Source organism: Pseudomonas muyukensis (assembly GCF_019139535.1).
GTDB lineage: Bacteria > Pseudomonadota > Gammaproteobacteria > Pseudomonadales > Pseudomonadaceae > Aquipseudomonas > Aquipseudomonas muyukensis.
This window is the reverse complement of sequence record NZ_CP077073.1, coordinates 3,487,506-3,512,883: the sequence shown is the minus strand read 5'-3', so window position 1 is coordinate 3,512,883 and position 25,378 is coordinate 3,487,506. Positions and strand designations below refer to the sequence as shown.

At 66.5% G+C, this 25,378-nt stretch carries 23 protein-coding genes; 10 read left to right on the top strand and 13 right to left on the bottom strand.

The window, feature by feature from the left end; translation table 11 throughout:
• Window positions 1-29 precede the first annotated feature (29 nt).
• The 3 genes from KSS95_RS15695 to KSS95_RS15685 all read left to right on the top strand — a co-directional run bounded on the left by KSS95_RS15695 (window position 30) and on the right by KSS95_RS15685 (window position 4,122).
• On the top strand, window positions 30-1,091 hold the full coding sequence (locus KSS95_RS15695) for a metal-dependent hydrolase (RefSeq protein ID WP_217847992.1): 1,062 nt from the start codon (window positions 30-32) through the stop codon (window positions 1,089-1,091).
• Window positions 1,092-1,150: 59 nt separating this feature from the next.
• Window positions 1,151-2,062: a LysR family transcriptional regulator gene (locus KSS95_RS15690; protein WP_217847991.1), complete on the top strand. Its 912-nt coding sequence runs from the start codon at window positions 1,151-1,153 to the stop codon at window positions 2,060-2,062.
• A gap of 155 nt (window positions 2,063-2,217) precedes the next feature.
• Window positions 2,218-4,122, top strand: coding sequence for a sigma-54-dependent Fis family transcriptional regulator (locus KSS95_RS15685; protein ID WP_217847990.1), 1,905 nt, complete (start codon window positions 2,218-2,220; stop codon window positions 4,120-4,122).
• Between the two features lie 83 nt (window positions 4,123-4,205).
• Here KSS95_RS15685 and KSS95_RS15680 read toward each other — a convergent pair whose 3' ends face one another.
• The 3 genes from KSS95_RS15680 to KSS95_RS15670 form a co-directional block, all read right to left on the bottom strand.
• The gene (locus KSS95_RS15680; protein WP_217847989.1) at window positions 4,206-5,699 is read right to left on the bottom strand and encodes an aldehyde dehydrogenase family protein; all 1,494 of its coding nucleotides are present in this window, start codon (window positions 5,697-5,699) and stop codon (window positions 4,206-4,208) included.
• A gap of 324 nt (window positions 5,700-6,023) precedes the next feature.
• On the bottom strand, window positions 6,024-6,581 hold the full coding sequence (locus tag KSS95_RS15675) for a TetR/AcrR family transcriptional regulator (protein WP_217847988.1): 558 nt from the start codon (window positions 6,579-6,581) through the stop codon (window positions 6,024-6,026).
• A 144-nt stretch (window positions 6,582-6,725) separates the two neighbouring features.
• Window positions 6,726-8,726 carry a peptidase U32 family protein gene (locus KSS95_RS15670; protein WP_217847987.1) on the bottom strand — a complete coding sequence of 667 codons (2,001 nt, stop codon included), beginning with the start codon at window positions 8,724-8,726 and terminating at the stop codon, window positions 6,726-6,728.
• 206 nt (window positions 8,727-8,932) lie between these two features.
• On the opposite strand from KSS95_RS15670, the gene KSS95_RS15665 reads away from it, so the two are divergent.
• Window positions 8,933-10,669 carry a dsDNA nuclease domain-containing protein gene (locus KSS95_RS15665; protein ID WP_217847986.1) on the top strand — a complete coding sequence of 579 codons (1,737 nt, stop codon included), beginning with the start codon at window positions 8,933-8,935 and terminating at the stop codon, window positions 10,667-10,669.
• Between the two features lie 39 nt (window positions 10,670-10,708).
• On the opposite strand, the gene KSS95_RS15660 is transcribed toward KSS95_RS15665, so the two are convergent.
• Window positions 10,709-11,089, bottom strand: a complete 381-nt coding sequence (locus KSS95_RS15660) for a RidA family protein (protein WP_217847985.1) — start codon at window positions 11,087-11,089, stop codon at window positions 10,709-10,711.
• A 165-nt stretch (window positions 11,090-11,254) separates the two neighbouring features.
• On the opposite strand from KSS95_RS15660, the gene KSS95_RS15655 reads away from it, so the two are divergent.
• Window positions 11,255-11,950: a tRNA (adenine(22)-N(1))-methyltransferase gene (locus tag KSS95_RS15655; RefSeq protein WP_217847984.1), complete on the top strand. Its 696-nt coding sequence runs from the start codon at window positions 11,255-11,257 to the stop codon at window positions 11,948-11,950.
• Between the two features lie 196 nt (window positions 11,951-12,146).
• Here the strand turns inward: KSS95_RS15655 and KSS95_RS15650 are convergent, their stop codons facing one another.
• Window positions 12,147-13,451: an MFS transporter gene (locus KSS95_RS15650; protein WP_217847983.1), complete on the bottom strand. Its 1,305-nt coding sequence runs from the start codon at window positions 13,449-13,451 to the stop codon at window positions 12,147-12,149.
• A gap of 99 nt (window positions 13,452-13,550) precedes the next feature.
• On the bottom strand, window positions 13,551-13,796 hold the full coding sequence (locus KSS95_RS15645) for a DUF2790 domain-containing protein (protein ID WP_217847982.1): 246 nt from the start codon (window positions 13,794-13,796) through the stop codon (window positions 13,551-13,553).
• Between the two features lie 113 nt (window positions 13,797-13,909).
• Between KSS95_RS15645 and KSS95_RS15640 the strand changes: the two genes are divergently transcribed.
• Window positions 13,910-14,842: a LysR family transcriptional regulator gene (locus tag KSS95_RS15640; protein WP_217847981.1), complete on the top strand. Its 933-nt coding sequence runs from the start codon at window positions 13,910-13,912 to the stop codon at window positions 14,840-14,842.
• A gap of 101 nt (window positions 14,843-14,943) precedes the next feature.
• On the opposite strand, the gene KSS95_RS15635 is transcribed toward KSS95_RS15640, so the two are convergent.
• From KSS95_RS15635 to KSS95_RS15625, 3 genes are all read right to left on the bottom strand, one after another.
• Window positions 14,944-15,264 carry a hypothetical protein gene (locus KSS95_RS15635; protein ID WP_217847980.1) on the bottom strand — a complete coding sequence of 107 codons (321 nt, stop codon included), beginning with the start codon at window positions 15,262-15,264 and terminating at the stop codon, window positions 14,944-14,946.
• A 113-nt stretch (window positions 15,265-15,377) separates the two neighbouring features.
• On the bottom strand, window positions 15,378-16,676 hold the full coding sequence (locus KSS95_RS15630; RefSeq protein WP_217847979.1) for an MFS transporter: 1,299 nt from the start codon (window positions 16,674-16,676) through the stop codon (window positions 15,378-15,380).
• A gap of 257 nt (window positions 16,677-16,933) precedes the next feature.
• Window positions 16,934-17,563: an SEN1982 family lipoprotein gene (locus KSS95_RS15625; protein ID WP_217847978.1), complete on the bottom strand. Its 630-nt coding sequence runs from the start codon at window positions 17,561-17,563 to the stop codon at window positions 16,934-16,936.
• Between the two features lie 213 nt (window positions 17,564-17,776).
• Between KSS95_RS15625 and ppk2 the strand changes: the two genes are divergently transcribed.
• Window positions 17,777-18,598, top strand: coding sequence for a polyphosphate kinase 2 (gene ppk2, locus KSS95_RS15620; protein ID WP_217847977.1), 822 nt, complete (start codon window positions 17,777-17,779; stop codon window positions 18,596-18,598).
• Window positions 18,599-18,716: 118 nt separating this feature from the next.
• On the opposite strand, the gene KSS95_RS15615 is transcribed toward ppk2, so the two are convergent.
• The 3 genes from KSS95_RS15615 to KSS95_RS15605 all read right to left on the bottom strand — a co-directional run bounded on the left by KSS95_RS15615 (window position 18,717) and on the right by KSS95_RS15605 (window position 22,059).
• Window positions 18,717-19,859, bottom strand: coding sequence for an HlyD family secretion protein (locus tag KSS95_RS15615; protein WP_217847976.1), 1,143 nt, complete (start codon window positions 19,857-19,859; stop codon window positions 18,717-18,719).
• Entirely contained in the window at window positions 19,856-21,484 is a 1,629-nt protein-coding gene (locus tag KSS95_RS15610) for an MFS transporter (protein ID WP_217847975.1), read from the bottom strand. The genes KSS95_RS15615 and KSS95_RS15610 overlap by 4 nt, the downstream gene beginning before the upstream one ends.
• A gap of 65 nt (window positions 21,485-21,549) precedes the next feature.
• Window positions 21,550-22,059: a GNAT family N-acetyltransferase gene (locus tag KSS95_RS15605; RefSeq protein WP_217847974.1), complete on the bottom strand. Its 510-nt coding sequence runs from the start codon at window positions 22,057-22,059 to the stop codon at window positions 21,550-21,552.
• A 210-nt stretch (window positions 22,060-22,269) separates the two neighbouring features.
• On the opposite strand from KSS95_RS15605, the gene KSS95_RS15600 reads away from it, so the two are divergent.
• From KSS95_RS15600 to dksA, 3 genes are all read left to right on the top strand, one after another.
• Window positions 22,270-22,830, top strand: a complete 561-nt coding sequence (locus KSS95_RS15600; RefSeq protein ID WP_186662146.1) for a gamma carbonic anhydrase family protein — start codon at window positions 22,270-22,272, stop codon at window positions 22,828-22,830.
• Between the two features lie 2 nt (window positions 22,831-22,832).
• On the top strand, window positions 22,833-24,170 hold the full coding sequence (locus KSS95_RS15595) for a dihydroorotase (protein WP_217847973.1): 1,338 nt from the start codon (window positions 22,833-22,835) through the stop codon (window positions 24,168-24,170).
• An 85-nt stretch (window positions 24,171-24,255) separates the two neighbouring features.
• The gene (dksA, locus tag KSS95_RS15590) at window positions 24,256-24,663 is read left to right on the top strand and encodes an RNA polymerase-binding protein DksA (RefSeq protein ID WP_217847972.1); all 408 of its coding nucleotides are present in this window, start codon (window positions 24,256-24,258) and stop codon (window positions 24,661-24,663) included.
• Window positions 24,664-25,107: 444 nt separating this feature from the next.
• Here the strand turns inward: dksA and KSS95_RS15585 are convergent, their stop codons facing one another.
• On the bottom strand, window positions 25,108-25,311 hold the full coding sequence (locus tag KSS95_RS15585; RefSeq protein WP_217847971.1) for a cold-shock protein: 204 nt from the start codon (window positions 25,309-25,311) through the stop codon (window positions 25,108-25,110).
• Window positions 25,312-25,378: the final 67 nt, after the last annotated feature.

Below are 25,378 nucleotides of genomic sequence, written 5' to 3'. Positions count from 1 at the left end.
GGATCGATCAGCATAAAGGATCCTGCCCCTTGGACTCATTGACCCAAGCCGTTCTCGGCGCCGCCCTGCAGGGCACCGTGCTGGGCCGTGTCCAGGGCCGCCGCGCGCTGCTGTATGGCGCCGCGCTCGGCACCCTGCCAGACCTCGACGTGCTGATCCGCTACGCCGACCCGGTGTCGCAGATGACCTACCATCGCGGCTTCTCCCATTCGTTGTTCGTGCTCAGCGGCCTGGCCTTGTTGCTGGCCTGGCTGGTCGCTTGGGTCGGGCGCCACAAGGGCTACGCCTGGCCCCGCTTGTTCCTGGCCTTCTGGCTGGTGCTGGTGACCCATCCGTTGCTGGATGCCTTCACCGTGTACGGCACGCAACTGTTCTGGCCGTTGCAGCCGACCCCGCAAAGCTGGGCGGCGGTGTTCATCATCGACCCGCTCTACACCCTGCCGCTGCTGGCGGCGGTGCTGTATGCCGGGTGCCGGGGCTTGCGTGGCCGGGCCGTGGCACTGCTGTCGCTGGCCCTGGCCTTCAGTACGGCCTACCTGGGCTTCGGCCTGGCCGGACGGATACTCGTCGAGCAGCGCTTCGAGCAGGCGTTGCAGGCCCAGGGTGTAGCCGCAAGCGAAGTGCGCGCCGTGCCGATCGCCTTCAACAGCCTGGTCTGGCGGCTGCTGGCGAAAACCCCGGATGGCCATTATTACGAGGGCGTGAGCAGCCTTTTCGACCGCACGCCCGCGGAGCACCTGCGCCTGCCACGTAATCTTCAGGCCGGTGAGGTACTGGCCGATGCGCCGTTGCTGCAGCGCTTGCGCTGGTTCACCGGGGATTGGCTGCGTTACGACGTGATTGGCGACGCGCTGGTGGTCAGCGACCTGCGCATGGGCTTGCCGGGCAACTACAGTTTTCGCTTCGAGATGGCCCGGCGTGACGCCGCCGGGCAGTGGGCAGCGATTGCGCCACGGGATTGGGCCGGTGGCGGCGCGGCGTCGATGTTCGATGGCGCCAAGCTGGGGTTGATCTGGCGGCGGATCCTGGCCCCGCAGCCGCCGTTACCCTTGGCCAGTTGGGCGACGCCGGCCATCGAGGCCGGGCACTGACCCTTGCAATCGGCCAGGCCGCACCCATCTAGCAGGTCTTGCCTTACCCAGGAAACAGCATGGAACCCAACCGTTTCGGCGATATCGCCGCCTTTGTCAGCGCCGTGAAAGCCGGCAGCTTCACCGCAGCGGCGGCCAGCCTGGGCTTGACCCGCTCGGCGGTGGGCAAGGGCATCGCCCGCCTGGAGGTGCGCATGGGCGTGCGCCTGCTCAACCGCACCACGCGCAAGTTGAGCCTGACCGACGAAGGGCTGGTGGCGTTCGAGCGCTGGCGGCAGATTCTCGACGACCTCGACGAGGTCGAGAGCACCATGGCCCTGCGCCGGGGCAAGCCCACCGGCACCCTGCGCCTGACCGCGCCGCTGTCGTTCGGCCAGCGCCATGTGCTGCCGATTCTCGATGCCTATCTCAAGCAGTGGCCCGACCTGCGCGCCGATATCCGGTTCACCGACCGGTATGTCGACCTGGTCGAGGAGGGCGTCGACGTGGCGGTGCGTATCGGCGCGCCGAAAGAGGACTCGCAGCTGCTGACCCGTACCGTGGCCTGGCAGCAGTTCGTCACCTGCGCCTCGCCCGGCTACCTCGAGCGTCACGGCACCCCGCAGGTGCCGGCGGACCTGTATGGGCATGACAAGATTGCCTTCCTGGTTGGCGAAAAGTCCGCGCCCTGGCGCTTTCGCACCGAGGCCGGGCTGCACCTGTGCGAGGAACCCGGGCGGCTCAACATCGACAGCTCAGAAGCCATGCTGGCCGGTGCGCGGGCCGGGTTCGGGCTGATCCACCTGCCGACCTACATCACCAGCGACGACTTGCGCGCCGGGGCTTTGCTGGAGGTGTTGCACGATTATCGGCCGCCAGCGGAGCCGATCCGTATCGTCTACCCGAGCAAGCGCCACCTGTCGCCACGGGTGCGAGGGTTCATCGACCTGCTGGTGGCGCGCTGGGAGGGCGGCGTGCCGTGGGAGGTCTGAGCCGCGTCGCCTGCTCGATGAAGCCACCTGCACGCGTGCCTGGCGGCAAATCCCCCCGACGAACAACCCTCACCTGATGACGCCAACCCATTTCTGACGCACACTGCCGAAAAATTGGATGCCTCGTACAAACGAGGCAGCGCATGGAGCATGCAATGGCGCGACAACCTACCTCGGCCCTCGGCGCCGGCGACCCTCTGCAGCAATCGCGCCTGGTGCGCCTGAAACTGGCCAACGAAGGCGAACTGCCTTCGGGCATGCTGCGTGACGCGATCGACGCCTCCTGGCGCCGAAGCCTCAGCCACGGCCTGGACTGCCTGCAAGGCGAGCAACTGGGCCAGGGCCAGGAGCTGCGCAGCCTGCTGGAGCACAACCGCCTGCTGATCGACGCCGTCACCCCGGAGCTGGATTACCTGGTCAAGCGCCAGGGCAAGAGCGGCATCGTCATCCTCGGCGATGCCCAGGCCAATGTACTGGCCATCGAGGGCCAGAAGCAGGTGCTGGCCCGCGAGGGCCTGCGCGACCTGCACCCTGGCAGCTGCTGGAGCGAGGCGCTGCGCGGCACCAACGCCATCGGCACGGCGTTGGTCGAAGGCCAACCGACGCTGATCAACTGCGGCGAGCATTACCTCGACCGGCTCAGCCCGTTCTCCTGTACCTCGGTGCCACTGCGCGACCCGCAAGGCCAGGTGATCGGCGTGCTCGATGTCACCCGCGAAGGGGTCATGGCCCAGCCCCAGGACAGCCTGTCGACGCTGCTGCTGGCGGCCGGGCAGATCGAGAATCGGCTGTTCGCGCTGCAACAGGCCGAGCACCTGGTGCTGGCCTTCCATAGCCGCCCGCAGTACCTGGCCAGCGCCTGGCAGGGCCTGCTGGCGTTGAGCCTGGACGGCGAGGTGCTGGCCGCCAACGACAATGCCTGCCAACTGCTGCGGGCAAGCCGCCAGGCCCTGCTCGGCCAGCCTGCCAGTGACCTGTTTGGCGAACGCGCGCCGGGCTTTATCGCCCGTCTGTGGCAGGGCGCGGTGAGCAGTGTGCAGACTGCCCGCGGCGAACTCTTCTTCCGTGCCCTGCACCTGCCGCGGCAATCGCCACTCAAGGGCGCGGTGGCGCCGCCCCGGTCGGCCTCGCCGGCCAAGGCCCAGGCCCTCGAGGCGCTGGCCGGCGACGACGCGCGCCTGGCCCGGGCCTTGCGCATGGCCGGCCAAGGCCTGGCCAGCGGGTTGCCGGTGTTGCTGCTGGGCGAGACCGGCACCGGCAAGGAAGTCACTGCCCGCGCCCTGCACCAGGCCGGGCCGCGGGCCGACAAGCCATTCGTGGCGGTCAACTGTGCGGCGATCCCCGAAGGCCTGATCGAGTCGGAACTGTTCGGCTACCGCGACGGCGCCTTCACCGGTGCGCGCCGGGGTGGCATGGTCGGGCGGCTGATGCAGGCCCACGGCGGCACCTTGTTCCTCGACGAGATCGGTGACATGCCGCTGGCCTTGCAGGCCCGGCTGTTGCGTGTGCTGCAGGAGCGCCGGGTCGCGCCGCTGGGGGCCGCTGACGAGCAAGACATCGACGTGGCGCTGATCTGCGCCACCCACCGCGACCTCAAGCGCCTGGTGGCCGAGCAGCGTCTGCGCCAGGACCTGTACTACCGGGTCAACGGCGTGTCGCTGCGCTTGCCGGCCTTGCGCGAGCGCGAGGACCTGGCGGCGATCATCCAGGGCCTGCTGGACAAGTCCGCGGGCCGTGGCGTGAGCCTCGACCCAGCGCTGGCCGCGTTGCTCGACGGTTTCGACTGGCCAGGCAACATCCGCCAGCTGGAGATGGTCCTGCGCACCGCCCTGGCCATGCGCGAGGCCGACGAACAGGTGCTGACCCTCGAACACCTCACCGATTGCCTGCTCGACGAGCTGACCCGCGGCGCAGCGCCCTCCGGCAGCCTGCGCGACAACGAACTGGAGCTGATCCGCGCCGCCCTGGCCCGGCACCAGGGCAATGTCTCGGCTGCCGCCGAGGCCCTGGGCATCAGCCGGGCGACGCTGTACCGCAAGCTCAAGCACTTGCGCGGCTGAGCCAGGGGCGTCTGTTCGCGCGCCTGCTCACGCCGGGTTCGCCAGCAAGGCTGGCGTGTGCAGGTTGGCTTGAGGTCGGGCCGTCAGAGCTTCATCATCACCGCCTTGAGCTCGGTGTAGTGCTCGATCGCCGCCGCGCCCATCTCGCGACCCACGCCGGACATCTTGTAGCCACCGAACGGCAGCGCCGGGTCCAGGGCGCTGTGGCAGTTGACCCACACCGAGCCCGACTTGATCCGCGGGATCATGCGGTGCACCGCCGCCAGGTCGTTGGACCAGATGCTTGCGCCCAGGCCATAGGGGTTGTCGTTGGCCAGGCGCACCACTTCGTCGAGGTCATCGAACGGCATGGCCACCAGTACCGGCCCGAAGATTTCCTCCTGCACCAGGCGGTGGCGCTGATCGACATCCACCAGCACCGTGGGCTTGACGAAGTAGCCCGGGCCGAAGCCTTCGCCGCCGCAGGCCAGGGTCGCGCCCAGCTCGCGGCCCAGGTTGATGTAGCCGGTGACCCGGTCCTGCTGCTTGGCCGAGATCAGCGGCCCCATCTGCACCGAAGGGTCGAGGCCGTTGCCCAGCTTCATGCCATTGGCGATGCCGGCGATATCGGCCACCACGTTGTCGAAGTGCTTGCGGTGCACGTACAGGCGCGAGCCCGCGCAGCATACCTGGCCCTGGTTGAAGAAGATCGCCATGGCGGCGCCGGCGGCGGCTTCCTGCAGGTTGGCATCGGGCATGACGATGGTCGGCGACTTGCCGCCCAGCTCGAGGGTGACACGGGTCATGTTGTCCATGGCCGCCTTGCCGATCAGCTTGCCGACCTCGGTGGAGCCGGTGAAGGTCAGCTTGTCCACGCCGGGGTGGCGGCTGAGGGCCGCGCCGGCGTTCAGGCCAGTGCCGGTGACCACGTTGAGCACCCCGGCCGGGTAGCCGGCTTCATCCACCAGCTCGGCGAGCTTGAGCACGCTCAGCGGGGTTTCGTCGGCGGGCTTGAGGACCATGGTGCAGCCGGTGGCCAGGGCCGGGCCGAGTTTCCAGCAGGCCAGCAGCAGCGGGAAGTTCCAGGCGACGATGGCGCCGACCACGCCCACGGCTTCGCGCCGGACGAAGGCATGGAAGTCGCCGTCGGGCATCAGCGGCATCGACGGCTCGACCGTGCTGCCTTCGATCTTGGTGGCCCAACCGGCCATGTAGCGCAGGAAGTCGATGGCCAATTGCACATCCATCACCTTGGCCACCACGGCGCTCTTGCCGTTGTTCAGGCACTCCAGTTCGGCGAGCTGCTGGGCGTCGCGCTCCATCAGGTCGGCCAGGCGCCACAGCAGGTTCTGCCGTTCGCGGGGGCGCATGCGGCTCCACGCCGAGTCGTCGAAGGCCTGGCGCGCGGCGTGCACCGCGCGGTCCACGTCCTGTGCCTGGGCCGAGGGCACTTCACCAAGCACTTCCCCGGTGGCCGGGTTACGGAAGGTCATGGTCTGGCCACTTGCGGCATCCTGCCACTCAGCGCCGATACGCATCTTCAGCTTGCGCGCCAGGAAGGCGCGGGTAGCGGGGAGAATCGGCAGTTCGGTATTCATCAGACGGTGCCTCTTGGCTTTTGGGGGTAGCCAGGGCTTTGGCAAAGGGCGTGCCAAGGGCTGTGAAGTGGCGATGGGCCCGGCGCCAAAGGGTTTTGTCCTGGGTGGCGCGGGCAGGGCTTGGCGCGGGGTGTCGCAGAATGAGACGGGGTGAGACAGGGGCGTGATGGCTGACAGGTGTTCGCCGACGCAGATGCAGCGCCTATCAGACCGAGCGCCGCCCGCGCGGGCGGCGCTCGGTCTCACAGGCGCTAGATCACCTAAGGCGAACCATCCGCGAGCGGCGCTCGGTCTCCTGGGCGACCAGGTGTTCGCCGAGCGGCGTCAGGCAGGTGCCAGGGCCCCATGCAGGAACAGCTGCTCAAGGGTCTGGGCGCTGTTGGCGCTGGCGGCGCGGCCGCGGCGCTCGGCATCGACCATGCCGTAGATCATGGTCATGAACATCTCGGTGAAGACCGCCGCGCTGATATCGATGCGCAGCACGCCCAGTTGCTGGGCGCGCAGGAAGAAGGCGTCCATGGCCTGGGTATAGGCCAGCCAGCGCTGGTCCTCGGCGTCGTTGAGCAGGGTGTCGGGGCGATACTGGAACATTAGAAACACCAGCATCTCGCGATGCTTGAGGTGTTCGGCGATCAGGTGACGGATACCGTGCAGCGGCTCGGCCTGGGTCAGGTCTGCTTCGTCGATGACCTGGTTGAGTACGTGTTCGCCATGGTCCTCGAGCATGCTCAGCAGGTTTTCCCGGGTGCCGCAGAAGCGGTGCAGGGTGGCCTTGCTGACGCCGGCGGTCTCGGCCAGCTCTTTCAGGGTGGCGCGGGGGTGGACCACGATGGCGTGGGCCAGCGCCTTGAGCAGGCGTTCTTCCTGGAGGGTGATGCGCATGGGTGGCCTCGAGTCGATGTCTGGCTATGCCAAAGATGCTCGAGTGTATCACATGAGACTAAAAAGACTCGACCTCGCGGCGGCATCTTGCTGGCGAACCCGGCGCTGTGTCGCCGGTTCGCCAGCAATTGGGCTGCTACTGGGTCAGTGAGGGGCGCGTGGGATGGTCTTGAGCAGGTCTTCCGGGCTGATGTGCCCGACCACCTGGGCCACCGCGCTGCCAGGGGTCGGCAAGTCGATGATGTGGCCTTTCATCTTGCCGATCACATGCATCTCGCACGGCTTGCAGTCGAACTTCAGGGTCAGCACTTCGTCGCCCTGGATCAGTTGCATCGGCGCCACCTTGGTGCGCACCCCGGTGACACCCTTGGCCTGCTTGGGGCACAGGTTGAACGAGAAGCGCAGGCAATGCTTGGTGATCATCACCGGCACTTCGCCGTGCTCCTCGTGGGCTTCGTACGCCGCGTCGATCAGCTGCACGCCGTGCCGGTGGTAGAAGTCGCGGGCCTTCTGGTTGTAGACGTTGGCCAGGAACGACAGGTGCGACTCCGGGTACACCGGCGCCGGGGTGGCTTCGGCCTTGCGCGAGCCGCGCGGGTGGGCCTGGACGCGGGCCTGGGTCAGTGCCTCGATGGCCTCGCGGCGCAGGGCCTTGAGTTGCGAGCTGGGGATGAAGTACGCCTGTGGCGCATCCAGCTCGATGGCGTTGGCGTGGTACATCGTGGTGCCCAGCTGGCCGAGCAGGTCGTGCAGTTGCTCCAGCGCCTGCTGCGGCTTGTTGGCCGCGCCGAACGGGCCGTCCAGCGCCACTTGCACGCTGATGCCTTCCTCGCTGCTGAGGGTCAGCAGCAGGCGTTGCTCGCGCAGCACCGCGTGCCACTCGACGCCGACCCGGCGTTCGGACGAGGTGCGCTGCAGGGCTTGCTGCCAGTTGTGGTCGAGGTTGCGCGACAGCGGGTGGTTCGGGCGCAGCTTGTCCAGGCCCTCGGGCATTTCGTTGGGTTCGACGCGGTAGCGGTAGCGCTTCTGGCCGTCTTCCTCGGATTCGCTCTTGAGCTCGGCGATGTTGGCGCGAAAACCCACGACTTCGCGCTTGACCAGCACGTTCAGGCCGTCACCGTTGGTCAGCGGCACCTCGGTGAGCACCTGCAGGTCGCGCTTGCCGACTTTCTCCACCACACCCACCGGCAAACCGGTGAAGGTCGGCGAGTCGAAGGCGCCGATGTCGACCTTGCGGTCGGTGACGAAATAGTCGGTGCTGCCGCGGTGGAAGGTCTTGTCCGGGTCGGGCAGGAAGAAGTGCTCGGTGCGCCCGCTGGAGGCGCGAGCCAGTTCCGGGCGGCCTTCGAGAATGGCGTCGAGCTCCTTGCGGTAGTGGGCGGTGATGTTCTTCACATACCCCATGTCCTTGTAGCGGCCTTCGATCTTGAACGAGCGCACGCCGGCATCGACCAGGTCAGCCAGGTTGGCGGTCTGGTTGTTGTCCTTCATCGACAGCAGGTGCTTCTCGAAAGCGACCACGCGGCCCTGGTCGTCCTTGAGGGTGTATGGCAGGCGGCAGGCCTGGGAGCAGTCGCCACGGTTGGCACTGCGCCCGGTCTGGGCGTGGGAGATGTTGCACTGGCCGGAGAAGGCCACGCACAGCGCGCCATGGATGAAGAACTCGATGGCCGCGTCGGTTTCGCCGGCGATGGCGCGAATCTGCTGCAGGTTCAGTTCACGGGCCAGCACCAGTTGGGAAAAACCGGCCTGGTCGAGGAACTTGGCCCGCTCCAGGGTACGGATGTCGGTCTGGGTGCTGGCGTGCAGCTCGATCGGCGGGATGTCCAGCTCCATCACCCCCAGATCCTGGACGATCAGCGCATCGACGCCGGCGTCGTACAGCTGGTGGATCAGCTGGCGCGCAGGTTCCAGTTCGTTGTCGTGGAGGATGGTGTTGATGGTGGTGAACACCCGGGCGTGGTAGCGCCGGGCGAATTCGACCAGGCCGGCGATGTCGCTGACATCGTTGCAGGCGTTGTGGCGCGCGCCGAAGCTCGGGCCGCCGATGTAGATGGCGTCAGCGCCGTGCAGGATCGCCTCGCGGGCGATGCTCACGTCACGGGCAGGGCTGAGCAGTTCCAGGTGGTGCTTTGGAAGGGACATGTCGTTATAGGTTCGGGCTGTCACGGTAAGGCGGGCATTGTAACGGCGAAACAGGGCGCTCGCACCTTTCACTACCCGCAGGCGACGGATCGATGCCGCCTGCTCGGCCAGGCGCGGCGGCTCTTGGCCAAATTCGCTGGGTATCTGCATGAATTCTCTTGAAAAAATGCTTTTGCGCCGCATCTTGGGTGCAACGGAGGAAGACCTTGACCACCCATGACCCAATGAGGCAGCCGCCGCTTACGGCGCCGAGCCAGCTCCCAAGCCAATCATCCGATATCGCCGCCGATGTGCAGCGACGCTATCGATACCAGGCAACCATGGGGGTGCTACTGCTGTTTGATGCGATGCGCACCAGAACCTATAACGAATTCTGGTTCGAACACAGGGAGGACATCCTCGGGGTGCGGGGTGACGGCGGGATCGACGTGTTCCAGGTCAAGACGCGCCAGGGCAACGGCAAATGGACCACGCGCGACGCGGACATGGTCAAGGCGTTGGTTCGTTTCGGTCAGTTGGAAGCTACCTGGGGTGCGCGCATCCACCGCTATGTGATCTGCAGCAACGTCGCGGCCTATATCCCGGGTGAATCCGCTGACGATGACGCAAGGAAGAGCCGGAGCCTTGTGCTGCTCAAGTCATGGATCACCTCGCTCGACAGGTCCAACCAGGCCTGTGCCGACGAATTGGCGGTGCTGGTCGGCAAGACCGGCCTGGCCAGCGATGTGCTTGCCGCGGTCCTGGGCAAGCTGGCGTTCATGGTCGGGCCTGCGCTGGAGTCACTTCGCGAGAGCGTGATCACCGCGCTGAACGGCGTACCTGAGGTGAGTGCGTTGTCGGTGGCAGAGCTTGCTCGGCTGGGCGCAAGCGTGCAGCAGGCGGTGGAGGATGCGAGCAGCTACGGGTTGCCAGGTATCGATGTGTTCACCTCGGTGATGTCGGGCGAAGGCGCCGCGTTGCGGCTGGTCCAGAACAAGCGCGTAGAGGTCGCCGCCATCAGCGCCCGCGTGGATGGCTACCTGTCGGGAAGGCGGCGTCGTTCGAGGCTGCGTCAGGCAGCGTTCGTCCTGGCGGTGGGCGCCGTCGCCGGGGGGATCATCTGGTTCAACCACAAACCCCTGGCGCAAAGTTACCTGGAAAAAGCATTTGGCACCGTCGCATCCGCCCGTGGCAGCCTGTTGCCGGCGGAATTCCCCGAGGCCGTCGCGACATTACGCTCGGCGTCGGCGGTGCTGGACGGTATCGACCTGGACGGTGCCATTGTGCAATGCCAGGACCTGTCTCGGTTGCAGATGATCCGGATGTCCGCCCGTTCTTTGCACGGCACGGGCGTCAACTTCAACGGTAGCCGGATGACGATGAGTGACTTGTCGTTTTCAGAGTTGAACGCCAGTTCCTTCGCCAATGCTGTTCTGGAAGAAGCACGGTTCCAACGCTCGAACATGTTGTTCGCCAACTTCAAGGGGGCTTCCGCCCGCGGCAGCGATTTCTCGGCCAGCACCCTCAATGGCGCGACGTTCACTTCGGCAAAGCTAGGCGCTGCCGATTTTTCGGGGGCGGACCTGATGCTGGCCGACTTCGAGGACGCCGACCTGGCTGGCGCGAAGTTTCAGGGGGCGAACCTGGCCGAAGTCAATCTGAGCGGGGCAAATTTGAAAGGGGCCAAGGGACTGGACCAGGCAATGCTCGACGCCAGTTGCGCCGCCCCAGACCAACCACCGCTACTCGACGATGGCCTGCAGGCTAGCATGGCGCCGTGCTTTACCAGCCCGCAGGAGCGCGAGACGCGCATGGCCAAGCGTTCGTTGATGGCGGTGGTCGGCCAGATGAGCGTGATCGGCGGCTATTGCAAGGATGGCAAGGTGGTCGTGAGGCCGGCGGATGGTTCCGGCATGCCGGAGTTCGAGATGCCATTCTATTTGCCGCTGCTGCCCAAGGAGTGAGTGGCGGCCAAGGCTTGCCTTGGCCGCCTGGCCAGACGATCAGCCCTTGGCCGCCATCGCCGTCACTTCCACGCGCATGCCTTCGAACGCCAGCGACGCCACGCCCACGGCCGCGCGCACCGGCCATGGCTTGCTGAAGAAGCGCTGGTAGACCTCGTTGAACGCGGCGCGGTCGGCCATGTCGGTGAGGTAGATGGTCAGGTGCAGTACCCGGTCCATCGAGCTGCCGGCGCGTTCCAGGGCGACTTTCAGCGCCTGCAGGGTGCATTCGCACTGGGTGGTGATGTCGCCGAGAGCCAGGCTGCCATCGGCGTGCACCGGGATCTGGGTGCTGACCAGGATGCCGTTGTACTCGGCGACGTCCGAGGAAATCGAGTCGGCGTCTGGGTCGGGGGTGTAGATGATGTCGTTATTGGCCATGGGGCTCGCCTTGCAACGGAAGGAAAGCGGCAAGCCTACGCGAGCGCGCCGGGCAGGTCGAGGCGGGTACTGGTCGCGGGCATTTGAAATGCACGGCCAGCCCCGGCAGAATCGCGCCCCGACCCGGCCGCAGGCGCCGGGCCCAGGTTGTGAGAGAGGCAGCAGTTGAACGAACACAGATTGTCCGCGCGCCTGGAGCGCGTGGCGGCCCATGTCCCGGCGGGCGCGCGCCTGGCCGATATCGGCTCGGACCACGGCTACCTGCCGGTGGCGCTGGTGCGCCGTGGGGCGATCAGCGCCGCGGTGGCCGGCGAGGTGGCGTTGACGCCGTTTCTTTCGGCCCAGCGCACCGTGCGTGACAACGGCCTCGAGGCGCAGGTCAGCGTGCGTCACGCCGATGGCCTGGCGGCGATCGCGGCGCAGGATGGCATCACCGCGGTCAGTGTCTGCGGCATGGGCGGCGAGACCATCTGCGCCATCCTCGAGGCGGGCAAGGCGTATCTCAGCGGCCAGGAGCGCCTGATCCTGCAACCCAACGGCGGCGAGCAGCCGCTGCGTCAGTGGTTGATGGACAACGGCTATCGGATCCTGGTCGAGGAAGTGCTGCGCGAGAATCGCTTCGACTACGAAATCATCGTTGCCGAACGCTGCGAGGCGGTGCGCTACAGCGCCGAGCAACTGTACTTCGGCCCGTTGCTGATGGCGGCGCGCAGCCCGGCGTTCCTGGTGAAATGGCGGCGCATGCTGCGCCAGAAGCAGCAGACCCTGGACAACTTCGCCCGGGCGCGGCAGGCGGTACCAGAGGAAAAGGTGCGCGAGATGACCCGCCAGGCGCGTTGGATCAGCGAGCTGCTGGGCTGATTGCGCGCGGCGCCTGGCAAGCCGGCTACCATGGAGCAAACCGTTAACGCTGTGGGAGCGGCCTTGCGTCGCGAAAGGGCTGCGCAGCAGCCCCAGCAATTTCGATGAGGGCTCGGAATCTAGGGCCGCTACGCGCCCCTTTCGCGACGCAAGGCCGCTCCCACAGGGCATGGTTCCCTGCGCGACAGCACGGCGGTCAGCACGGATCCGCCAGCGCCGCCGGCACCTTGAGCACCAGCAACCCACCCAGCATGATCGCCACCGCCAGCACCTGCAGGGCCAGCCCTGGGCTTGCGGCGGTATCGCGCATCCAGCCGATCAGGTAAGGCGCCAGGAACGCCGCGATGCTGCCGAACGAACTGATCATGGCAATCCCGGTGACCTGGGCAGTGCCCGCCAGGAACGCCGGCGGCAGTTGCCAGAACATCGGCAGGGCCGCGCTGGCACCCATGCCGGCGACCACCAGCCCAGCCATCACCAGCACCGGGCTACCAGGTACCAGGCCCGCCAAAGCGATGCCGGCGGCTGCCATCAGCAGCGGCACGCACAGGTGCCAACGGCGCTCAGCCAGGCGATCGGACGAACGCCCGCAGCCGAGCATGAACAGGCAGCCGGCCAGGTAGGGGATGGCACTGAGCAGGCCGACCTGGCCGTCGCTGCCGATACCGGCGCCATGGATCAGGCTGGGCATCCAGAACGCCAGGGTGTTGACCGCCAGCATCACCGCGAAATACACCGCCACCAGCAACCACACATGGCCGTCGCGGAACAATCCACGCCACGAAGTGACCGGCTTGCGCCGCTCCTCGCCAGCCATTTCCGTGCGCAGGGCGTGCTTTTGCGCGTCGCTCAGCCAAGCCACCTGCTCGAAGCTGTCCGGCAGCGCCTTGAGCACTACCAGGCCAAGCAGCACCACCGGCAAGCCCTCGATCAGGAACATCCATTGCCAGCCACGCAGTGCGCCGAGGTCATGAAAAGCCTGGAGGATTGCGCCGGACAACGGCCCGCCAACCACCCCGGCCAGCGGCACGGCAATGGCGAACAGCGCGGTGACCTGGGCCCGGCGCCGGGCGGGGTACCAACGGTTGAGCACCACCAGGATGCCGGGGAAGAAGCCCGCTTCGGCCACCCCCAGCAAAAAGCGCAGGGCATAGAACCCGGCGGCGTCCTCGACGCCCATCATGGCGCTGGACAGCAGCCCCCAGGTGATCATCAGCGCGGCGATCCAGCGCCGCGGCCCAACCCGTTCCAGGGCCAGGTTGCTGGGCACGCCGAACAGCGCGTAGGCGATGAAGAACAGCCCGGCGCCAAGGCCGTAGACGGTATCGGAAAAGCCCAGGTCGGCGCTCATCTGCATCTTGGCGAAGCCGATGTTGATGCGATCCAGGTGGGCGAACAGGTAGCACACCAGCAACAGCGGCATCAGCCGCCAGGTGACACGGGCGTGGGCGCTGGGCGAGGCGGGCGCGCAGGGCGCGGCGGGGGTATCGGTCGGGTTCATGGTCCGGGCTGTTCTTGTTGTTGTCCCGGAAGATCATGCGGTGCGGCGCGGGCAGGGCAAATGCACTTTCAGCACGTTGGCTGGTATTTTTCCCGCAGCTCACTGCTGCGAGCAGTTGCCCATTTCGCGGTAGTCGACTTCGCGGGTCTGGCCCTGGCGGTCGATGTAGACCATGTGCGCGGTGCCGATCTGGCAGTTGGCGGCGTTGCTCGCCGGGGTGATCGAGATGACCTTGGCCACATCGAGCGGCATGCCGTATTCGTAGGTTTGGGCGTCGGTGGCGGCCAAGGCGCCGAACGAAGCGAGCGAAGTGCAAAGGGCGATGAAGGCGAGTGAAGATTTCATGAGCAGCTCCTGTTTGTGAAACATGCCTCATGATCCATTCATTTACGTTTCACAATAAATGGGCTATCCCGTGATAGATTCATGCCCATTACGTATGAATGAGGCATCAGCTCATGGATATGCTGCATGCAATGCGCACCTTCGCCCGGGTCGTGGAATGCGGCAGCTTCGCCGCGGCGGCCAGCGCCCTGGACATCTCGGCGGCGCAGGTGTCGCGGATCGTTGCCGAACTGGAGAACCAGTTGCAGACCCGCCTGCTGCACCGCACCACCCGACGCCTGCGCATGAGCGAGGCGGGCGAGCGTTTCCTGGAGCGTGCGCGACAGATCATGCTGCTCACCGAGGAAGCCATGGATGAGGCCCGCGGCGCCCACCTGACCCCGCGTGGGCGCTTGCGCATCCATTGCACCCACGGCCTGGGGTTGTTGATGATGCCTTTGGTGGCGCGCTACAACGCGACCTGCCCGGAGGTGGTCATGGAGCTGACCCTGTCCCAGCGCAACCCCGACCCGCTGGCCGAAGGGCATGATGTGGTGATTGCCATCGGCCAGGGCCTGCCGGACTCGCAACTGATCGCCATCCCCCTGGGCAGCATCCACAGCATTCTGTGCGCCTCGCCCGACTACCTCGAGCGCCAGGGCGTGCCGCAGCGCCCCGAAGACCTGCACGGGCATGTCTGCCTGCGCACGGTCGACCCGTTGTTCGAGGAGGACTGGTCGTTCGAAGGCAGCCCGCAGGATTGCGTGATCGTGCCCCAGGACACCTTCCTGACCAATGTCGCCGATGCGATGCTCAAGGCCACGGAGCTGGGCATGGGGATCGGGCTGCTGCCTTATTATTCGGCGAGCCTGGCGATGGAGGAGGGGCGCCTGCTGCGTTTGTTGGCCCCGCATCGGCTACGCCAGCGCGAGATCTATGCGATCTACCCGTCGCGGCACTACCTGGATGCCAAGGTGCGCACCTGGCTGGATTATCTCAAGGCGCAGTTGCCGTTGCTGTTTGCCGAGCACGAGCGGGTGGTGGAGCAGGCGCGATATTGGCGTTGAGGGGCCTGATTGGTGCCCCTGCCGGTAGGTGCCGACCTTGCTGGCGAACCACGTGCCTGGCACCGGCTGCGCCGGTGGTTCGCCGGCAATGGCCTCAAGGCTTAGCGGCTGTCCTGGTCCTCGGCGGTACCTCCCGACGCCCCGGCGCCACTGCCGGTTGCCTCGCCGGTGCTGTTCGAGCCTCCCGCGGCCCCGTCGGCGGCATCCGAACCGCTGCCGGTATCGCTGCTGTCATTGCTGCGGCTGCCGCCGGGATCGTTCACGCTGCTGCCTTCACCGGCAGTCTTGCCCTTGGGCTGATCGCCCGATGACTGTTCACTGTGGCCAGCACTGCCGTGCATGTCGGTGGCGGCAAAACTGGCGGCCGATGCCAGGCCCAGGGTCAGGGCCAGCAGGACGGCAAGGGGGCGGTTACGGACCATGATGCGTCTCCTGTCGGATGAACTGTCATGGCTTTGGCCACTGCTGCCGGGCCGGGGTGCCCGCGGCGCGACGAGCGGTCATGAACAGGGCCGCGCAGCGGCCCTTGGCGGATTCAGCCGAGGTCGGCCCGAGGCTTCGCAGGCGCGGCCGCCATCGCATCCAGGGGCGGATGCTCCTGGGCCGCGTGCATCAGGTCCTCGGTGACCCGCAGTTCGGCACCGGTCGGCGAGAAGGTCGCGGTCGGCGCGAACGGCGCCGGGTGCTCCGGGGCCGGGCGCTTGCCGCGGCGCCACAGGAAGAACCCGACCATGGCCAGGTTGATCACCGCGAAGGCCCAGAACAGCCCGACCTCGCCGTAGGAGGTCATCATCGGCGAAATGGCCAGGGGCGCCAGCGCCGAACCCAGCGAGTTGATCAGCAGCAGGCCCTGGATCATCGGCACCAGCGCATCGGCCGGGGCCCGGTCGGCGGCGCTGCTGACCGCCACCGGGTACAGCGCGAACACGCCACCGCCGAGCAGGAACAGCAGGGCCGGCAGCAGCAGGGTGTCGGCCGGCAGCAGCACGATCAGCAGCGACAGCACGGTACACAGCGCCGCCAGGGCGATCAGCACGGTCTGCCGGTCCTTGCGGTCGGACCAGCGGCCCACCGGGTACTGCAACAGCATGGCGCCGAGGATCACCCAGGCCATCATCCCGCCGACCTCGCCCACATCCATGCCGATGCGCTGCAGGTACAGCGGCAGCAGGGTATAGATCGCGGCAATGGCCACGCCGGAGCCAAAGCAGCCGACCAGCCCGGTCGGCGCCACGCCCAGCAACTGGCGCGGCTTGAGCGGCTCGACCTGGTCCAGCAGCGGCGATACCCGCGGCAGGATCACGATCGGCAGCACCGACAGCGTGGCCAGCATGCCGGCGAGCATGAACGGCGCGGTGTCACCCAGGCGGGTGATCTCGCCCAGGCCGGCCTGGGCGATCACCCCCGCGCCGTAGAAGGTGATCATGTACAGCGCCAGCAGGCGACCGCGGATCTTGGCGTCGCCGGCCAGCAGCAGCCAGCTCTCGATGACCAGGAACACGCCGACGGCGGCCCAGCCGTTGATCAGGCGCAGCACCGACCACCAGGTGGTGTCGTAGAACAGCCCCTGCAGCAGGATGGTCGCGCCGATCAGCGCGGCGAAGCTGCTGTAGGCGCGGATATGGCCGATGCGCAGGATCAACCGGTCGTTGAACACCGCGCCCAGGGTCAGGCCGATGAAGTAGGTCGAGGAGACGATACCGATGGTGGTCGCCGATTCGCCGGCGGCGCCCAGGCGCAGGGTGGTCAGGGACGACAGGAAGCCATTGCCCAGGGCAATGATGAACAAGCCGAGCAGGGGCGCCAGCGCCATCGCCAGCAAACGCGCAGACATACGGACCTCAAGTTGGAACACGCGGATATACGCCGTGTCGGCGTGCGAGCGCTGCGCGTGGGCAGGAGGCGCAAGGCCGGGGGCGACGGGAAAAGGAGGCGGGATTTTACGGTGTGTGGCGGATTTGCCAAGGGGGAGGTGCCTGCGACGAGAGGCCGCAGGGGGGCGCGGGATTTACAGCGCCTGGGAGATCGAGCGCCGCCCGCGCGGCGCTCGATCTCCCAGACGCTGCATAACTCGCGGCAAACACCCCTATTTCAATTGACCAACAACCGCTCATGCACCCAGCCCCGCTCGGTCAGCACCATGCTGCGGGTTTCCTCCAAGGGCTGCTCAGCACTGGCCAGTGCCTGGCCAAGCCCGGCGATTCCCGCCTGCACCGCGCGATCGGCGGCCCAGCTCGGCAGGTCGGTCACCCGGTAGCTGTAGGTGACCTGTGCCTGGGTCCGCCCCTGGTGCTCGCTGGGTTCACTGAAGCCCTTGATGGCGGTGACCTCGGCCTTGCCAAAGCACAACCCACCCAGGCTGCCAGCCTTGTCCTGGCGCACATCGGCCTTGTAGTAGCGGCGGCCTTCGTCGGTGAGCTCGTAGGCATAGTAGATATCGGTGCGCGCCGGTTGCCACAGGCGCTCGGGCACTTCGGTGCGGCTGATCTCGCGCTCGCTGACCACCCCGACCTGGGCCAGGGCATGCAGGGCCTGGTTGGTCCCCTCGACATCGAAGTCGCGGGTACGGGCAGGAAAAGCGCTGATCACGAAACAGTAGGGGTACTGGGTATCGAGGTAGGCCTGGGCGGCCTGGCGTAGGTCGGTTTCGTTGGGCTGCTGGCCGTCCGAGCAGCCGGCCAAGGTTGCCAGCAGTGCCAGCGCTATGAGCTTCCTGTCCATGGTAAGGCTTCCTTGAATGTACGACGCCAGGATTAAAACCCGCGTTGCAGAGCCCCCGCAATCATGGCAAGACGACATGTCGACGAGGTTGTGCGGCGTTTGGCAAAGTACCCACGCACCGCGGCGGCGGCTTGCCCGGCAATTTGCCAGCGCTCATCCATACTCCTCTGATCCGCCCCGGTGCCACCGGGGACCGTCAACGAGGAGCAGGTGATGGCCAAGGCCGGGGGCAGCAAACGCAAGCACGACAACGCATCGGAAAAACTCGGGCGCAAGCATTACGAGGCGCAGCTCAAGCGCCTGCACGTGGAGCTGGTCAAGCTCCAGCAGTGGGTAGTGGCCAAGGGCCTTAAGGTGTGCATCGTCTTCGAGGGCCGCGACGGTGCCGGCAAGGGCGGCACGATCAAGGCCATCACCGAGCGGGTCAGCCCGCGGGTGTTCCGTGTGGTGGCGCTGCCGGCGCCCACCGACCGGGAAAAGACCCAGATGTACGCCCAGCGCTACCTGACCCACCTGCCGGCCGCCGGCGAGGTGGTGATCTTCGACCGCAGCTGGTACAACCGCGCCGGGGTCGAGCGGGTGATGGGCTTTTGCAGCGACGAGCAGGCGCACAAGTTCCTCACCGTGGTGCCGATGTTCGAGCGGATGATGGTCGAGTCGGGGATCATCCTCATCAAGTACTGGCTCGAAGTCAGCGCCGAGGAGCAGACCCGGCGCCTGCAGGACCGCATCAACGACGGGCGCAAGCTGTGGAAGTTGTCACCGATGGACGTCAAGTCCTATAACCGCTGGGACGACTACACCCGCGCCCGCGACGACATGTTCGCCGCCTCCGACTCATCCTGGGCCCCCTGGTACATGGCGCGCTCCGAAGACAAGCGCAAGGCGCGGCTGAACATCATCAGCCACCTGTTGCAGCAGATCCCCTACAAGGACCTGCGCCACGAACACAAGGTGGTGTTGCCCAAGCGTGGCAAGATCGGCAAGTACCAGGCCCAGCCGTACCCGTTCAAGATGGTCGCCGAGCGGTTTTGAATCATGGAGAGTGGGCGTTGGTGCATGCGCTGATCTGGCGTTCGGCAGACCCGGAATACTCAAAGGTCGGCGCGCCATCGGTGACGCGGTATTCGAATGGCGGTCATGCGCAGGGTCCTTATTCGGCAACCACGCCTTGATGGGTATCGATACTCACCACCACCGACATCCCCGGCCTCAGGTGCCGGGCATCGGCCTGCCCGGCGTCGACGGTGATGCGCACCGGGATGCGCTGGGCGATCTTGACGAAGTTGCCGGTGGCATTGTCGCCTTGCAGCAAGGCGAACTCGGAACCGGTGGCCGGCGAGATCTGCTGCACATGGCCGCGCAGCTTCAGGTGGTTGAGCGCATCGACGGTGAAGGTCGCCGCCTGGCCGATGCGCACGTTGGCCATTTGCGTCTCCTTCATGTTGGCAATCACCCAAAGGGTATCGGGCACCAGCGCCATCAACTGCGCGCCCGGGTTGACGTAGGCGCCCAGGCGGGTGCCGATCTGGCCGAGCTGGCCGTCGCGCGGGGCCTTGACCCGGGTGTTGTCGAGGTCGATGCGGGCCAGCTCGACGGCGGCCTTGGCGTTCTCCACCGAAGCCTGCAGGGCGGCGCGGTTGACGATCACCGTCTCGCGGTCCTGGCGGGCGATCTCCAGTGCGGCCTTGGCCTGGGCCAGGCTGGCGATGGCGGCGGCCTGGCTGGCGCGGCTGAGGTCGAGCTCGCGGCGCGACACCGAGCCGTCGCTGACCAGCGCCTGGTTGCGCTGCAGGTCGGCGCGGGCCTTGTCGGCCTGGGCCGCGGCATCGGTTATCGCCGCCTGGCGTTGGGCGATGGTGGCCTCGGCGCTGTTGCGTTGCTGCAGGTTGTTGGCCAGCGCCGCCTGCTGCTGCTTGAGCTGGGCAATGGCCTGGGCCAGGCGCTGGGTGTAGATGCGGTCATCCAGGCGTACCAGCAGGTCGCCTTGCTTGACGAACTGGAAGTCATGCACCGGCACCTCGACGATATAGCCCCCCAGCTGCGGGCCGATGATCGTCACCTGGCCGCGTACCAGGGCATTCTCGGTGCTCTCGATGGCACTGCTGAACGGCGGCAGGCGCCAGGCGTAGAGCACCAGCAGGATGCCAGCCAGGGCCACGGCGGCGAAGCTCAGCGACGACAGCAGGCGTACCCGCCGGGTGCGCGCCGGGCTGCTCGGCTCGCTCGGTGGCACGCTGCCCTCTGGGGTTTCGGCGATGGCGGTGGTGGTGGTCGTGGGCGTTTCCTGGGTCATCGGGTCGGGGCACCGCTGGTGGCGTTGAGGTAGCGCAGGTAAAGGCTGCGGATGAAGATCCAGATCATGGTCAGGATAGCGATCGTGCCGATCAGCATGAACACATCGTTGTAGGCCAGCACGTTGGCCTCGCGGGTTGCCGCGTTGGCCAGCAGGCGCATGCCCACCTCGTTGCGCAGCGCCGGGTCGACGATGACCCCGGCGTAGCCGGCGCCACCGCCCTGGATCCGTGCGCCGACCAGCGGTTCAAGGCTGCTGAGCTGGTCGACCAGGGTGCTGGAATGGAACTTCTCGCGCAGGGTCTGGAAGGTGCCCAGCAACGCCGAGCCGATCAGGCCGCCGAGGTTGTTGCAGATCCCGAACAGCACCGAAAAGCTCACCAGATTGCGCGGGTTGGCGCGCACATGGCTGATGCCCAGGGCCATCGACGGGCCGAAGAAGAAGGTGCTGCCGAAGGCCAGCAGGAATTGGCTCAAGTACATCTGCGCCGGGCGGGTGAGGTTGCTCGAGCTGCTGTCCATGAAGGCGCCGGTGGCCATCGCCGCCAGCGAGATGAACAGTGGCAGCACCAGGTGGGCGGGGTTGATGGTCAGGGCGCTGCTGGCCAGCCCGGCGATAGCCCCCAGCAGCATGATCGCGTACAGCGTGCGCATCTGCTCGCTGCTCATGTTCAGTGCCTGCAGAAAACCCACCGCGCCGGTGGATTGCTCGGAGGTGACCATGCGGATCAGGATCACGCACAGGGCCAGGCGGATGATCGCGCCGCTGCCCAGCCAGCGGGTCATCAACAGGGGGTTGCTGCGGTTGTGCTCGATGGCCAGCCCCGAGAAGATCAAAGCGATGGCCGCCGCCAGCGCCACGCCGATCCACGGCGCATCCAGCCACCAGTCGATGCGCCCGAGCGACAGCGCCGCGCAGAGCAGGGCGGTGCCGCTGGCCATCAGGGTGAAGGTCAGGAAGTCCAGCGGCTCGAAGGTCTTGAAGCGGTCGCCCGGCGGCAGCTTGAGCAGCAGCACGCAACCCAGCGCCGCCAGTGCCAGGCCCAGTTCGAACAGGTACAACCCGCGCCATTCGGCGATCTGCAGCAGGTCCTCGAAGAAGATCCGCGCCAACGGCACCGCCAGTTGCGAGGCGCCCAGGCCCAGCACCATGGCCTTGAGCCGCCACTGGGCGGGGAAGGCCTGGATCATGTAGTACAGCCCCAGCGAACTGAGCGCGGCGCCGACCATGCCGTGGGCGGCGCGCACGGCGATGGCCGAGTTGAGGTCGTTGACGAACAGGTGGGCGAAGGTGACCAGGGCATAGAGCACCAGGAACACCTCGGTGAAGGCGCGCAGGCCGAATTGCTGGCGGAACTTCACCAGCAGCAGGTTCATCGACACGTTGGTCATCACGAAGGCGGCCGGCAGCCAGGCCATCTCGGCGCTGGTGGCGCCCAGGGCGCCTTGCAGGAACGGCAGGTTGGCCACCACCAGCGCGTTGCCCAGGCCACCGGTGATGGCCACCAGCAGGCCGACCACGCCGTAGGCCAGGCGCTTGGCCGGCGCGTGCAGGGGCGTGGAAGGCGAACCGGGCAGGCTGGGCTTTTCGTGGGGCAGCCACTGGCGGGGGGCGTATTTATCCATCGGGTTGTCCGTTACCGCAGGTCAGCTGACTTTACGTGAGAGGCGGGGGCCTTGGATACCGCGGCTCACAGGGCGAGCGACAGGCGCATGGCGCAGCGGTTGTGCAGGCCGTGGGCGAGTTCCGCGGCCAGCACGGCTGAAAGGCGCGCGTCGAGTTGCCCCACCGACAACGGCACGAAGCCGTAGCGCTGGTAGAACGGGGCGTTCCACGGCACCTCGGCGAAGGTGGTCAGGGTCAGGCAGCGCTGGCCGTGCTGGCGGGCGGAGGCGCTGGCCTGGTCGAGCAAGCGCCGCCCCAGGCCATGGCCCTGGGCCTGGAGCCCGACCGACAGCTCGTCGATGTGCAGGGCGTCGCCTGCGACCGTCGCGCAGAGAAAGCCCACCGGGGTGTCGTGCTCATCCACCGCGACCCAGCTGCTGGCGGCGCTGACGTACGCCAGGTGGTCGGCTTCAGCCATGACGGCGCCGTCGGCCAGCCAGGCCAGGGCCGGTAGTTGCCGGAAGGCCTGGGCGGCCGAACGCTCGAGGGCCGGCAGCAGGGCGACGTCGCGGGCGAGGGTGGGGCGAATGCGCATGGTAAAGGCCTGGCGTTGTGAACGTTGAGGGTGCGGGCCAGCGTGCTGGCGAACCAGGCAACAGCGTGAATGGCACCGGCTACACCGGTGTTCGCCGGCAAGGCCGGCTCCTGCAAGGGGTGAAGTTTGCCAGATCCTCCTGCAAAGGTGTTGCAAAGTAATTGTTATAACGTAACATTTAACGCCTTCCTTTTGCCCAGGACCGCCCCCGTGATCCGCAAGAACCCCTCCGGCCACCTCCCCGAAATCGCCGAGTCGGCCTACATCGACCACACCGCCATCATCTGCGGCAAGGTGATCATCCACGACAACGTGTTCGTCGGCCCCTACGCAGTGATCCGCGCCGACGAGGTGGACGCCAGTGGCGACATGCAGCCGATCGTCATCGGCGCCAACTCCAACATCCAGGATGGCGTGGTGATCCATTCCAAGTCCGGCGCCGCGGTGCGCATCGGCCAGTACAGCTCCATTGCCCATCGCTCCATCGTGCATGGCCCCTGCGAGGTGGGCGACCGGGTGTTCATCGGCTTCAACAGCGTGCTGTTCAACTGCAAGGTCGGCGACGGCAGCGTGGTGCGGCACAACTCGGTGGTCGACGGCCGCGACCTGCCGCCGCGCTTCTACGTGCCGCCCACCGAGCACATCGGCCCGCACACCGACCTGGCCAGCTACCCGCCGGTCAGCGTGTCGGCTTCGGAGTTCTCCGAGGACGTGGCGCGCACCAACATCGACCTGGTGCAGGGCTACAAGGCCCTGCAGAACGAGTTCTGACGATGAACAACTTGTTGGTGCGCAACGCCCGGCTGGTCAATGAGGGGCGCGAATTCGAAGCCGACCTGCTGGTGCGCCATGGCCGCATCGAGCGGATCGCCAGCAGCCTCGATAACGTGCAGGCGGCGTTGGAGCTCGATGCTGCGGGTGCCTGGCTGTTGCCGGGGATGATCGACGACCAGGTGCATTTCCGTGAGCCCGGCGCGCCGCACAAAGGCAGTATCGCCAGCGAGTCGCGGGCGGCGGTGGCTGGCGGGATCACCAGTTTCATGGACATGCCCAACACCCAGCCGGCGACCCTGACCCTCGAGGCCCTGGCCGACAAGCAGCGACGCGCTGCCGCCGGCTCCCGGGCCAACTACGCTTTCCACTTCGGCGTCAGCCACGACAACCTCGACACCATCGCCGCCCTCGACCCCTGCGCGGTGGCCGGGATCAAGGTGTTCATGGGTGCCTCCACCGGCAACCTGCTGGTGGACGACCCGCAGGTGCTGGAGAAGCTGTTCATCTATGCGCCGACCCTTGTCCTGGCCCATTGCGAGCACACCCCGAGCATCCTCGAGAACGAGCGCTGGTGGCGCAGCCGCCATGGCGAGTTCATCCCGCCGGCGGCGCACCCGCTGATCCGCGATGCCGAGGCCTGCTACCGCTCCTCCAGCCTGGCGGTGGCGTTGGCCCGACGCTTCGGCACGCGCCTGCACGTGCTGCACCTGACCACCGCGCGGGAGCTTGCGTTGTTCCAGCCTGGGCCTGTGGCCGGCAAGCGCATCACCGCCGAGGTGTGCCTGCACCACCTGCTGTTCGACGACAGCGACTACGCCACCCTTGGGCACCTGATCAAGTGCAACCCGGCGATCAAGACCGGCAGCGACCGCGACGCCCTGCGCCGGGCCCTGGCCAGCGACGTGATCGACGTGATCGGTACCGACCATGCGCCGCACACCCTGGAGGAAAAACGCCGGGTCTACAGCCGCGCGCCGGCCGGCCTGCCGCTGGTGCAGCATGCGCTGCCGGCGGCGCTGGAGCTGGTCAGCGAAGGGCTGTTGAGCATGGCCCAGGTGGTGCACAAGACCAGCCACGCGGTGGCCGAGCTGTTCGCCATTCGCGAGCGGGGTTTTCTGCGCGAGGGTTACTGGGCCGATTTGGCCCTGGTCGAGCGCCTGGCCACGCCGCGCCCGGCCGCCGCCGACCCGGTGCTGGCGCGTTGCGGCTGGAGCCCATTCCAGCAGCGCAGTTTTCACCACCTGGTGCGCAGCACGGTGGTGTCGGGGCAATTGGCCTGGCACCAAGGACGGGTGCGTGATCAATGCCAGGGCCTGCCTTTGATGTTCGACCGCTGACAGCGTGGGGCTGCGTCGCAGCCCTGTGGGAGCGGGCTTGCCCCGCGACAAGGCGTTTGGCGCCTGGCTTTTTTGGATGTATTCCATGACTGAAGAACAACTGCTGCAACAACCCGCCACCGCCTACATGAACGAGCCCCAGCGGCAATTCTTCCGCAACCTGCTGCTGGCCCAGCGCGGCGAGTTGCAGGTCCGCATCGAGCAAGAGTTGCGTGCCCTGCGCGAACAGGAGGTGCACAGCGACCCCGCCGACATCGGCAGCGCCGAGGCCGAGCGCCACTGGCAACTGCGCACCCTGGAGCGGGAAAAGAAGCTGCTGGACAAGATCGACCAGGCCCTGGAACGGCTGGCCCGCGGCGACTACGGCTGGTGCGCCGAGACCGGCGAGCCGATCGGTCTGCGCCGCCTGTTGCTGCGGCCCACCGCCACCCTGTGCATCGAGGCCAAGGAGCGCCAGGAGCTGCGTGAGCGGCACCTGCGCGACGATGGTTAGGCTTGGTATGACAAGCCTGGACGAAGGTCAGGTCAGGCGAAAACAGCTGAGGAACGGTTGGCGTCGCGCTCGACTGCACTGGCGTACATGCGTATTTTGAGGCTGTTTTCAACGCGACCTGAACGAGTACCAAGGCTTTTCGTGCAGAGCCCGGTAGCGATGACTGAACCCCTGGGGCAACGTTTGACACACTGCCTGTACTGACCGCACCTCGTGGCTACAGCGGTGATCAGCTTAGGCTCTGTACGAAAAGCCTTGATACTCGTTCATGCTGCGTTGAAAACCGCCTCGCAATGCTCCTGTACTCCAGTACACTGCGCTTGCTCGGCTGTTTTCGCCTTGCCTGACCTTCGTCTCAAGACTTTTCATACAGAGCCTAGTACAGGCAGTGAGGGTTAATCCAGTGTTCTGCCGATTAATGCGACGGCATCAGCTTTGATGCGTCTACATGGGTTTTACATTTATGGCGTAGAAGCTTCCGTCCTCTTCTACAGTTTCGAAGGTCACTTCGTCACCGCTTTTTAAGGTAAACTTCGCGGCAGACTGCTTACGCAGGATGACATCGTCACCATCAATCTCGTAATCAAGGAAACCAGACTTTTCCGAGGCGTTGTACATCTTGACCTTTGCGGTTTTCACATTGTTCATGGCTCAACTCCTAATTTGATCTGTTTGGGATGCCAATGAAGCCTTAGTTGCTCGAGCGGTGCTTGGA